Source organism: Rhodococcus sp. (in: high G+C Gram-positive bacteria), from assembly GCF_049286785.1.
Taxonomy (GTDB): domain Bacteria; phylum Actinomycetota; class Actinomycetes; order Mycobacteriales; family Mycobacteriaceae; genus Rhodococcus_F.
In genome coordinates this window covers 1-9,425 of sequence record NZ_JBAQEO010000771.1, presented here as the reverse complement: position 1 = coordinate 9,425, position 9,425 = coordinate 1, and the positions used below count along the sequence as shown (strand labels likewise).

Annotated in this window: 8 protein-coding genes; 7 read left to right on the top strand and 1 reads right to left on the bottom strand. The window is 65.0% G+C overall.

The genetic code is table 11. The features are described 5' to 3' along the window. Window positions 1-187 (top strand): LGFP repeat-containing protein (locus tag WAW17_RS27840; protein ID WP_422336090.1); only part of this gene is annotated, 187 nt, incomplete at its 5' end. 67 nt (window positions 188-254) lie between these two features. On the opposite strand, the gene WAW17_RS27835 is transcribed toward WAW17_RS27840, so the two are convergent. After that, complete coding sequence (locus tag WAW17_RS27835; RefSeq protein ID WP_422336089.1) at window positions 255-1,361, bottom strand: glycosyltransferase; 1,107 nt, start codon at window positions 1,359-1,361, stop codon at window positions 255-257. 147 nt (window positions 1,362-1,508) lie between these two features. On the opposite strand from WAW17_RS27835, the gene glf reads away from it, so the two are divergent. From glf to WAW17_RS27805, 6 genes are all read left to right on the top strand, one after another. Then, window positions 1,509-2,723, top strand: coding sequence for a UDP-galactopyranose mutase (gene glf / locus WAW17_RS27830; protein WP_422336088.1), 1,215 nt, complete (start codon window positions 1,509-1,511; stop codon window positions 2,721-2,723). Continuing rightward, on the top strand, window positions 2,720-4,666 hold the full coding sequence (locus tag WAW17_RS27825; RefSeq protein ID WP_422336087.1) for a glycosyltransferase: 1,947 nt from the start codon (window positions 2,720-2,722) through the stop codon (window positions 4,664-4,666). The genes glf and WAW17_RS27825 overlap by 4 nt, the downstream gene beginning before the upstream one ends. Further along, window positions 4,647-5,165 carry a phosphatase PAP2 family protein gene (locus WAW17_RS27820; protein ID WP_422336086.1) on the top strand — a complete coding sequence of 173 codons (519 nt, stop codon included), beginning with the start codon at window positions 4,647-4,649 and terminating at the stop codon, window positions 5,163-5,165. The genes WAW17_RS27825 and WAW17_RS27820 overlap by 20 nt, the downstream gene beginning before the upstream one ends. Beyond that, on the top strand, window positions 5,162-6,067 hold the full coding sequence (locus tag WAW17_RS27815; protein ID WP_422336085.1) for a decaprenyl-phosphate phosphoribosyltransferase: 906 nt from the start codon (window positions 5,162-5,164) through the stop codon (window positions 6,065-6,067). Before WAW17_RS27820 ends, WAW17_RS27815 begins: the two co-directional genes overlap by 4 nt. A 1-nt stretch (window position 6,068) precedes the next feature. Continuing rightward, entirely contained in the window at window positions 6,069-7,988 is a 1,920-nt protein-coding gene (zomB, locus tag WAW17_RS27810) for a flagellar motor control protein ZomB (RefSeq protein ID WP_422336091.1), read from the top strand. Window positions 7,989-8,253: 265 nt separating this feature from the next. Next, on the top strand, window positions 8,254-9,264 hold the full coding sequence (locus tag WAW17_RS27805) for an alpha/beta hydrolase (protein WP_422336084.1): 1,011 nt from the start codon (window positions 8,254-8,256) through the stop codon (window positions 9,262-9,264). Window positions 9,265-9,425 lie beyond the last annotated feature (161 nt).

Genomic DNA, 9,425 nt, shown 5'->3' with positions numbered 1-9,425 from the left:
GTACAAGGAACTCGGTGGGGTCAACAGCACGCTCGGTGCTCCCATCGGACCGGAAATGATGCTGCCGTCCGAGGCAGGAAAGTTCCGGATGTACACGGGCGGCACCATCATCTGGACAGAAACTCTGGGTGCACAGGTGATCGATGCCGGTGTGCTCCGCGAATGGTTACCGACGGGCGGAAGCTAGGGGAAGGTCGGTCGGACACCAGAAGAGAAGATCCTGAAGGATTCCCGTCGTGCTCGGCGGGAATTCTTCAGGATCCTTTCAGGACCCCGAGCATCCCGTCGACGGACTCGCCCCAGCCGAAGTTCTCGGCCCGCCGTCGCGCGGACGAACGCCGGGTGTCCGGCGGAATCGCGAGCACACTGCTGATCGCGTCGGCGAACGCGAGTCCGCGATCGCGGGCAAGGGCACCGCACTCGGGTGTGATGATCTCGGTGAGTGCCGAGGACTGTGACGCGACCACGGGAGTTCCCGCGGCCAGGGACTCCAGCGCCGACAGGCAGAACGTCTCGTGCGGTCCCGGTGCGATCGAGACATCCGCCGACGCGAACAGTGCGGCCAGCCGGCTCTTGTCACTGATATATCCGGTGAAATGCACCGGCAGCCCCCGAGCCCGGTGGCGGAGCGCCTGCCGCCGCGGGCCGTCGCCCGCGATGACGAGGCGTGTGTCATGTCCCTGCTTCCGGAGCAACCGGACGGCGTCGATGCTCCGCTCCACCTGCTTCTCCACGGACAGACGCCCACAGTGCAGGAGGAAGCGCTGGGCCGGGTCGGCGAAGGAGTTGCGCATCGCCTGGTCGCGTTTTTCCGGATGGAACATCGTGAGATCGACACCGAGTGGAACGCGATGAAGATTCGGGACTCCGATGCGGATGAACTCCTCACTCGCGAAGTCCGTGGTGCAGACCACCGCGTCATAGCTGCGCGCCATGCGCTGATTTGCGACGTCGGCACAGTCCCGCGCCAGGCGACCGGGGGCGAGCTGGCCGATCAGCCGGTCGAGCCGTTCGTGAGATACGACGACGCTGCGTATCCCGCGGGCGCGGGCCCACCCACCGAAACCGCGCAGCGTGAGGCGGTCGGAGACCTCCAGGACGTCTGGTCGCAGTCCGCGCACGACGTCGGCCACGCGACGGGGGTTGACGACGCGATAGCCGCCCGTGGCCGGGAGTGTGACGGCCGCACGTGTGATCCGCAGAACCCCGCTGGGCAGAAGCTCTTCGTCATCGCGCCGGCCTGGGACGACGAGCACAACCTCGTGTCCCCGCTCGGCATACCCCTGCCCCCAGTGGTGGAGTGCGGTGCGCAGTCCACCGGACCGCGGTCCGTAAAAGTTGGCGAGTTGAACGATGCGCACCGGTTCATCAAGCGCGATCACCGGGTCGGCAGCGACAACGAGGTCTGCAGAACCGGTGAACAGCAGGACAAGCTTCTGTGCGCGTTTTCGGTAGCAGGGGCTACCGGAAAGGCACGCGGGGGCCGGAGTCGCTTACCCTGGTTCATCGTGACCGCAGCAAACCCAGAGACCCACCCTGCCCGGTACGACCTCATCGTTGTCGGCTCCGGCTTCTTCGGACTGACCATCGCCGAGCGTGCGGCTACGCAGCTGGGCAAGCGTGTGCTGGTGCTCGATCGCCGTCATCACCTGGGTGGAAACGCCTATTCGGAGCCCGAACCCGAGACCGGTATCGAGATCCACAAGTACGGTGCCCACCTGTTCCACACGTCGAACGACAGGGTCTGGGACTACGTCACCCAGTTCACCGAATTCACCAACTACCAGCACCGCGTCTACGCGCTGCACAAGGGCCAGGCGTATCAGTTCCCGATGGGCCTTGGTCTGGTATCGCAGTTCTTCGGCCGCTACTTCACCCCGGACGAGGCCCGGAAACTGATCGCGGAGCAATCCAGCGAGATCGATTCCGCCGAGGCATCGAATCTGGAAGAGAAGGCGATCTCCCTGATCGGACGCCCACTGTACGAGGCGTTCGTGCGCGATTACACCGCCAAGCAGTGGCAGACCGACCCCAAGGAGCTGCCCGCGAGCAACATCAGCCGATTGCCGGTGCGGTACACGTTCGACAACCGCTACTTCAACGACACGTACGAGGGCCTGCCCGTCGACGGCTACACCGCGTGGCTCGAGAACATGGCGAAGGACCCCAAGATCGAGGTCCGGCTGAACACCGACTACTTCGATGACCGGGACGAGCTGCGCGCAGAGAGCCCCGAAGCGCCGGTCGTCTACACCGGACCGCTCGACCGATACTTCGACTACTCGGAGGGCAAGCTCGGCTGGCGCACTCTCGACTTCGAGACCGAGGTGCTGGAGACCGGTGACTTCCAGGGAACGCCGGTGATGAACTACAACGACGCCGACGTGCCGTTCACCCGCATCCACGAGTTCCGTCACTTCCACCCGGAGCGGGACTACCCGAAGGACAAGACGGTGATCATGCGGGAGTTCTCGCGGTTCGCCGAGGGCACGGACGAGCCGTACTACCCGATCAATACCCCCGAGGACCGCGAGAAGCTCGCGGCGTACCGGGACCGGGCAAAGACTGAGACCGCCGACAACAAGGTTCTGTTCGGGGGCCGCCTCGGCACCTACCAGTACCTGGACATGCACATGGCCATCGCCAGTGCGCTGTCGATGTTCGACAACACACTGCGCCCGCACCTCGAATCGGGTGCGGACCTGGCCGGAGGGACCGAATGAGCGCGCGACACCTGCTCGACACCGAGAAGGCGGCCGACGACTACGAACTGCTGGGCAAATCGCTGCTGCAGCGGATTATCCTGCCCCGGCCCGGCGAACCCCTCGACGTCCGCACCCTCTACCTGGAGGAAGCGAAGACCAACAGTCGCCGCGCGCATTCGCTGTCGCGCACGTCGCTGTCGATCGGCGCGGAGTCGGAAGCGTCGTTCTGCACCTATTTCAACGCCTTCCCGGCCAGTTACTGGCGCCGCTGGAGCATCCTGAAGTCGGTGGTGCTGCGGCTCGAGCTGTCGGGTCACTGCCGTATCGACGTCTACCGCTCCAAGGCCGATTCGTCGCGCATCCATGTGGAGGGACGCGAATTCCAGGACGGGGACTGGGCGAGCGAATCGACGGGGCGAATCCCCGGGGCAATGGAGTTCGAGATCGAACTCGCTCCATTCGAGGACGGCGGCTGGATCTGGTTCGACATCACCACCGATACCGAGGTGGTGCTCGAGAGCGCGGGGTGGTTCGCGCCGGTCGAGGCGCCGGGTGAGGCCACCGTGGCGGTGGGTATCCCGACGTTCAACCGTCCCACCGACTGCGTGAAGGCGCTGACCGCGCTGGCGTCGGACGAACTGGTGATGGATGTCGTCAAGGCGGTGATCATTCCCGATCAGGGCACCCGCAAAGTCCGGGACGAACCCGACTTCGCCGAGGTCGCCGCCGGTTTCGGTGATCGCCTGGTGATCCACGATCAGCCGAACCTCGGTGGGTCCGGCGGGTACAGCCGCATCATGTACGAGTCGTTGAAGACCACCGACTGTCAGCACATTCTCTTCATGGACGACGACATCGAGATCGAACCCGACTCGATTCTGCGTGCACTCGCGATGTCCCGATTCGCGAAGAGCCCCATGCTGGTGGGCGGCCAGATGCTCAATCTGCAGGAACGCAGTCACCTGCACACGATGGGTGAAGTGGTCGACCGCAGCATCTTCATGTGGACCGCGGCGCCCAACGTCGAGTACGACCACGACTTCTCCCGCTATCCGCTCAGCGACCGCGAGAACTCGAAGCTGCTGCACCGCCGTATCGACGTCGACTTCAACGGCTGGTGGATGTGCATGATCCCGCGGGAAGCCGCGGAGAAGCTCGGTCAGCCACTGCCGCTGTTCATCAAGTGGGACGACGCCGAATACGGACTGCGTGCCCGCGAGGCCGGGTACCCCACGATCACCATGCCGGGCGCCGCAATCTGGCACATGGCGTGGACCGACAAGGACGACGCCATCGACTGGCAGGCGTACTTCCATCTCCGCAACCGTCTTGTCGTGGCGGCCCTGCACATGCCCGGCAACGGCCGCGGGCTCGTGATCGACACCGTCAAGGCCACGCTCAAGCACCTGCTGTGTCTCGAGTACTCGACGGTGGCCATCCAGAACCAGGCGATCGCCGACTTCCTGCAGGGCCCCGAGCACATCTTCGAACTGCTGCCCACGGCCCTCGGCAACGTGCACGCGATGCGCAAGGAGTTCTCTGACGCGGTGGTCCTGCCGTCGTCGACGAGTCTGCCGTTGCCGTCCGGTGCAGAGGTCGGTTCCGTCGGCGAGCCGGGCAACCCGCTCGCGAAGATCGTGCGGCTCGGCAAGGGTCTGGTGCGCAGCGTCAAGCCCGTCAACGAGGAGCACTACGAACGTCCTCAGCTCAACGTCCCGACCCTGGACGCGCGGTGGTACCTCCTGTCGCAGGTGGACGGTGTGACCGTCACCACCGCAGACGGCCGCGGCGTCGTCTACCGTAAGCGCAACCCCAAGCAGGCCTACGAGTTACTGAAGGAGGCCCTGCGGCTACGGCGGGAACTTGCCCAGCGGTTCCCCGCCCTCAAACGTGAGTACCAGGACGCCGTTCCTGCCCTGACCAGTAAGGAGAGGTGGGAACGTGTCTTCGGCATCTCGTGAGGTCAAGATCCTCAACACCGTGCAGTCGACGATCGCGAGCAAGCCGGGAGTGATCGGCGCGGCCCGCGCGATGTCGCATTTCGGTGAGCACGCCCTCGGCTGGACGGCGATCGCCGGCGTCGGCGCCGCACTCGACAGGCCGCGCAGGCGGCAGTGGGCCGGGGTCGCCGTGGGAGCGGTAGGAGCCCACGCCGCATCGATCGTGATCAAGCGCGTGGTTCGCCGCGCCCGGCCGACCGACCCGTCGATCCAGGTCAACGTCTCGACACCGAGCCGGCTGAGCTTCCCGTCCTCACACGCCACGTCCACCACGGCCGCGGCAGTGCTCCTGGGCCGTCTCACCGGGCTACCCTTGCCTGCGTTGTTGGTACCGCCGATGCTGCTCTCCCGGCTCGTTCTGGGAGTGCACTACCCTTCCGATGTGCTCGCCGGATCTGTGCTGGGGGCCGCTTCCGCGGTCGCGGTGCTGAAGGCAGAACAGAAATTTGGAGTGAAATGAGCGAGGAACCGGCCGTAGTCACAGGACCCCCGACGTCCCTGGCCGCGGGCATCGTCAAGGCCGTTCGTCCGCGTCAGTGGGTCAAGAACGTCCTCGTTCTGGCAGCGCCCATTGCTGCAGGAACGGCAACCGATCCCAACGTACTTCTTCCCGTCGCGCTCGCCTTCGTGGTGTTCTGCCTGGCGGCCTCCGGCATCTACCTCGTCAACGACGCGATGGACGTCGAGGCGGACCGCGCACATCCCACCAAGCGCTTCCGTCCCATCGCCGCCGGTGTGCTGCCCGTCAACCTGGCGTACGGAATGGCGGTGGTCCTTCTCGTCGTGGCCATCGGCCTGTCCTTCCTGGCCAACTGGCAGCTCGCGGTCGTGATGGCCGTCTACATCGGCATCCAGCTCGCTTACTGCTTCGGCCTCAAGCATCAGGCCGTCCTCGACATCTGCATCGTCTCGTCCGGCTTCCTGCTTCGCGCCATCGCGGGCGGCGTGGCAGCCGAGATCGCGCTGTCGCAGTGGTTCCTGCTCGTCATGGCGTTCGGTTCGCTGTTCATGGCGGCCGGTAAGCGGTATGCGGAGCTGCAGCTAGCGCAGAACACCGGCGCGAAGATCCGCAAGTCTCTGGAGAACTACACGACGACCTACCTGCGGTTCGTCTGGACGCTCAGCGCCACCGCGGTCGTGCTCTGCTACGGCCTGTGGGCTTTCCAGCAGGACGCGACCAAGGGCACCAACTGGTACGCGATCTCCATGGTGCCGTTCACGGTCGCGATTCTGCGGTACGCAGTCGACGTCGACGGCGGTGAGGCGGGCGAGCCGGAGGAGATCGCTCTGGGCGACCGGGTGCTCCAACTTCTCGCGATTGCCTGGATCGGAGTTGTGGGTGTCGCTGTCTACCTCGTCTGAGCTGGTAGGAGACGCCGAGAAGACGGCCGTCGCCGACGCGCGGGCAAACGAACGCCACCAGAAGGCCATCCTCTCGAGGGTGGTCTTCCTGGGCGGTGTGGCCGCCTCGGCCCTCCTCATGCTCTGGGGAGCATGGGAGCGGCGCTGGGTTGCCGACGACGGTCTGATCGTGTTGCGCACGGTGCGCAACCTCCTCGCGGGCAACGGTCCGGTGTTCAACATCGGGGAGCGCGTCGAGGCCAACACCAGTACCGCCTGGACGTACATCGTTTACGTCTTCGGCTGGCTCACCGGGCTCCGGCTCGAGTACGTGGTCCTCGCGATCGCGCTGGTCCTGTCCACAGCGGCGATCGTGCTGGCGATGTCCGGAACGGCGCGGCTGTACCGGGGCGGTTCGTTCGGGTCGGGCGGGACGTTGCTGCTGCTCCCTGCGGGTGTGCTGGTCTACATCGCAGTGCCCCCGGCCCGGGATTTCGCCACGTCCGGGCTCGAGAGTTGCCTCGTGATCTTCTGGATCGCCCTGCTCTGGCTGCTGATGGTCCGCTGGAGTCAGGCGGACAAGCCGTCCCCGACATCGGTGCTGATCCTCGCCTTCATCGCGGGCATGGGACCACTGGTCCGGCCGGAACTGGCGATTCTCGCGGCTCTGGCGCTGGCCATCATCTTCTTCGCACCGGGTCTGACCTGGGTGATGCGGACCGCGACGGTGTTCGTGGCGGCACTCGTCCCGGTGGGATATCAGATCTGGCGGATGGGCTACTACGCCCTGCCGTACCCCAATACGGCCGTCTCCAAGGACGCCGGCGGTGCCAAATGGTCGCAGGGGTTCGCCTATCTCTGGAATCTGCTCGGTCCCTACCTGCTGTGGCTCCCGCTGCTGTTTCTTTTCGCCGGTGTGCTCACCGCATGGTCGGGCCGTGATTCGTCGGTAGTCGATGGTGTTCGTCACAGCGGCGGGAATCCCGTGGCGCGACTGCGGGGACGGCTCCGGACCCAGAGTGCCGTCGTCGTATTCATTCTCGTGAGTGGATTACTCCTCGGCCTCTATTCGGTGCGCGTCGGCGGCGACTTCATGCACGGCCGCGTTCTTCTGCCGGTGCTGTTCTGTTTCCTCATTCCCGTCGCGGTGATTCCGGTGCGAATTCCGGACCGGACGTCGTGGGGACGAAACCGCGAAACCGGAATTTTCGGTGCAATGGCCGTGTTGTGGGCCGGAACCGTGGTGTGGGCATTTTTCGCGTCGAACACCACGGGCATGCCGGAGGGTGCTGTTGTCGGCCGTTCGGGAATTGTGGACGAACGCGCTTTCTACGTCCTCAATACCGGACACGCACATCCGATACGTGCGGACGACTATCTCGACTATCCGCGCATGCGCGCGATGGCTCAGACCATCTCGGACACCCCCGACGGCGGACTGCTCATCCCGGCTCCCGACTACACGTACTGGTGGGTCGTCCCTCCGCCCCTTCCGATTCCGGACGGCGGCGCAGGACATACCGTCTACTTCCTGAACCTCGGGATGACGAGCATGAACGTCGGCCTCGACGTCACGGTGCTCGATCAGATGGGCCTCGCGTATCCGCTTGCTGCCCACACCGAACGCCTGGACGACGGACGGATCGGGCACGACAAGAATCTGTATCCGGATTGGGTCGTCGCCGACACGGGAATGATCGACAAACACCCGTGGCTGCCCCATTTCCTGGATGAGGATTGGGTGGCCGATGCTCGATTGGCGCTCACCTGCCCGCAGACGCAGGAATTGCTGACCTCGTATCGTGCGGACCTGACGTGGGCGCGGTTCAAGCAGAATTTCAAGAGCGCGGTGGATTTCGCAGGTTATCGACTGGACCGAGTGCCTGCTTACGAAATTCAACGGTGCAATCTCGAGCCGCCACTCCCCGCCCCGGTCAATTGACGCGATGCACTCTGCCGGCCTTCGTGTCTCCGGTGGGTAGCAGTCAGATCTCGATGCGGGAACATCAGATCTCGGTTGTGTAACGGCGGCGGCGTGAGCGACGATGTAGCCACATGATGAGTCACGCTGTTCGAGCGTTTGTCGCGTGACTCGAGGAGGTCTCTGCCCGGCCTGCCACGTCCGGCCGGTATGTCGCCTGTTCACCGACGGAATCCGCCGGAGCCGCCATGGCGGAATCCGCAGACGAAGAGAGAGAGCAGTATCCATGCGTTTTGCCCGACCGAGGTTGTCTCAGCGCCTCAAGCAACGTGCCGTGGCGGTGGGTGCCGCCGCACTGGTACTGCCTGTGGCGGCAGGAATCGCCGGCGGATCTGTCGCTGTGGCGGCACCGACGCACTCCGGCCCCGCGCACACCGCGCCGTGGGGTGGCTACCAAGAGCTGTGGGTGCCCTCCTCGATGGGCAACATCAAGGTTCAGGTCCAGTGGGCAGCGCGTGGGGGCAACGCCGCGCTGTACCTACTCGATGGCCTGCGTGCCCGCAACGACCGCAACGCGTGGTCCTTCGAGACCAACGCCCTGGACCAGTACCGCAACGACAACGTCACCCTGGTCATGCCGGTCGGCGGTGAATCCAGCTTCTATACGGACTGGTACGCACCCAGTAACTTTAACGGGCAGCCCGTCACCTACAAGTGGGAGACGTTCCTGACCGAGGAGCTGCCGAACTTCCTCGCGAACTACGGCGTCTCCAAGACGAACAACGGGGTCTTCGGCCTGTCCATGGGTGGCAGCGCCGCCCTGACGCTTGCCGCATACCATCGCGACCAGTTCAAGTTCGCCGGTTCGCTCTCGGGTTACCTGAACATTTCGGCCCCCGGCATGCGTGAGGCGATCCGCGTCGCGATGATCGATTCCGGACGCTTCAACGTCGACTCGATGTGGGGCCCGCCGTGGAACCCGGCGTGGCTGCGTAACGACCCGTTCGTGTTCGCACCGCGCCTGCAGGGCCTGTCGATGTTCATCTCGGCCGCGAGCGGTCTGCCCGGGCAGTTCGACCGCCCGGCCGCTCCCATCGACTACTACAACACCGGCAATGCCATGGGTCTCGAGGCGCTCGCGCTGGCCAACACGCGGGCCTTCCAGGTTCGGCTGGCCACCCTCGGTATCCCTGCCAACTTCTACTTCCCGTCCAACGGCACGCACTCGTGGCCGTACTGGGGTGCGGGACTCTGGCAGGCCCGCGGGCAGATTCTGGACACATTGAACGCCTGGTGATCTGACTCCGGTGGTCCGGGCTTTCGCCGATTCCTTGGTGAAATGCCACAATTCGGACCCGTGGAGTGCGCAACGGCACCTTTTGACAGTAAGGTGAGCCCGTCGAGACGCCACCCGCGCAGCGATCGCTGTGCGGGGGGCGTCTGTGAGTCGGATTTTTC